The 1,477-nt window shown below is 65.1% G+C and carries 2 protein-coding genes and 1 pseudogene; all 3 read left to right on the top strand.

Annotated elements, in window-relative coordinates:
- Window positions 1-3 precede the first annotated feature (3 nt).
- Window positions 4-159 carry a hydrogenase maturation nickel metallochaperone HypA gene (locus tag LQV45_RS31865; RefSeq protein WP_308288964.1) on the top strand — a complete coding sequence of 52 codons (156 nt, stop codon included), beginning with the start codon at window positions 4-6 and terminating at the stop codon, window positions 157-159.
- A 2-nt stretch (window positions 160-161) separates the two neighbouring features.
- Complete coding sequence (hypB, locus tag LQV45_RS31855) at window positions 162-1,124, top strand: hydrogenase nickel incorporation protein HypB (protein ID WP_290370379.1); 963 nt, start codon at window positions 162-164, stop codon at window positions 1,122-1,124.
- Between the two features lie 55 nt (window positions 1,125-1,179).
- Window positions 1,180-1,477 (top strand): annotated as a pseudogene (locus tag LQV45_RS31850) (hydrogenase expression protein HypE); the annotation flags it as partial.

Genomic DNA, 1,477 nt, shown 5'->3' with positions numbered 1-1,477 from the left:
ACCCTGACGATCGATGAATCCGAGGGCCGGGCCAGATGCCGCAGCTGCCGCGACGAGTTCGTCCTTGAGGACATGTTTCTGCTCTGCCCCTGTGGCAGTGCCGATGTCGAAGTCGTCAGTGGCCGGGAGCTCCTGGTCACCTCGGTGGAGGTTGCGTAGACATGTGTGCGACGTGCGGATGCGGCGACGACGCCGGCACCAGAGTTTCGGACCTCGACGGCACTGTGCACGACATCTTGCCCGCTGCTGCGGCCCCGCACGATCACGGCCATCCCCACGATCACGATCATCCGCACGATCACGAGCACGATCACAGCCATCAGCACGCCCACGATCACGAGCACGGGCATCCGCACGATCACGGCCATCAGCATCCCCAATTCCCCGGGACAGCCGACGCCGGGCACAGTCCCGCGGCGGAGGGACGGACCCTCATCTCCCTGGAGGAGAACCTGCTCGCCAAGAACGACCACCTGGCCGCACGGAACCGGGGCTGGCTGGAAGGACGCGGCATCCAGGCCTTCAATGTCATGAGTTCCCCAGGGGCCGGCAAGACCACGCTCCTGGTCCGGACCATCAGGGAACTTGCCGGTGAGCTGGACATTGGTGTGATCGAAGGGGACCAGGAGACCTCGCTGGACGCCGACCGGATCCGCTCCACCGGGCGGCCGGTGATCCAAATCAACACCGGGGCAGGCTGCCATCTGGATGCCGGGATGCTGCAGCGGGCGCTGGGCGCGCTGGATCCGGTCCCCGGATCGACACTCTTCATCGAAAACGTGGGCAACCTGGTGTGCCCCGCATTGTTCGACCTCGGCGAATCGGCCCGGGTCGTCGTGATCTCAGTTACGGAGGGCGATGACAAACCGCAGAAATACCCCCACATGTTCCTGGCCGCCGACCTGGTGATCATCAACAAAGCAGACCTGCTCCCCTATGTGGAGTTCGACGTCGAGCGTTGCGTGCGCCAGGCGCGCCTGCTGAATCCCGGCGTCGACGTCCTGACCCTGTCAGCTACCACCGGCGACGGCATGGACGGCTGGCTGGAGTGGATCCGGAAGAATCCCCACCCGGCGGCGGCTGCCGCCGGGAGTGCGCCGCGCTCTGGCGGACTACGCGTTTGACCGTTAACGCAACATTCGAGCCGCGGCCACAGGGCGGGCTCCGAAGGAGGCAACGATGCCTACAGCTACTGCATTGAAAGCGGAAGAAACCTTGATCCACGTCCTGTGGATCAATGCCGGACTCAGTTGCGACGGTGACTCCGTGGCCCTGACGGCGGCAACCCAGCCAAGCGTCGAGGAGATAGCCCTTGGGGCGCTTCCCGGACTACCCAAGATTGCCATGCACTGGCCGCTGATCGACTTCGAATGCGGCCCGCAGCAAGGCGCCGACGACTTCCTCGAGTGGTTCCGCAAGGCGGACCGCGGCGAGCTGGAGCCGTTTGTGCTGGTGGTGGAGGGGTCCATCCCGAATG

The sequence above is a fragment of the Microbacterium sp. Bi128 genome, assembly GCF_918698205.1.
Note: the sequence above shows the minus strand (reverse complement) of the source record. Positions and strands in the feature narration are given on the sequence as shown.

Coding starts and splice junctions, on each gene's coding strand:
- hypB (WP_290370379.1), top strand. CDS start 162: ATGTGTGCGACGTGCGGATGCGGCGACGACGCCGGCACCAGAGTTTCG.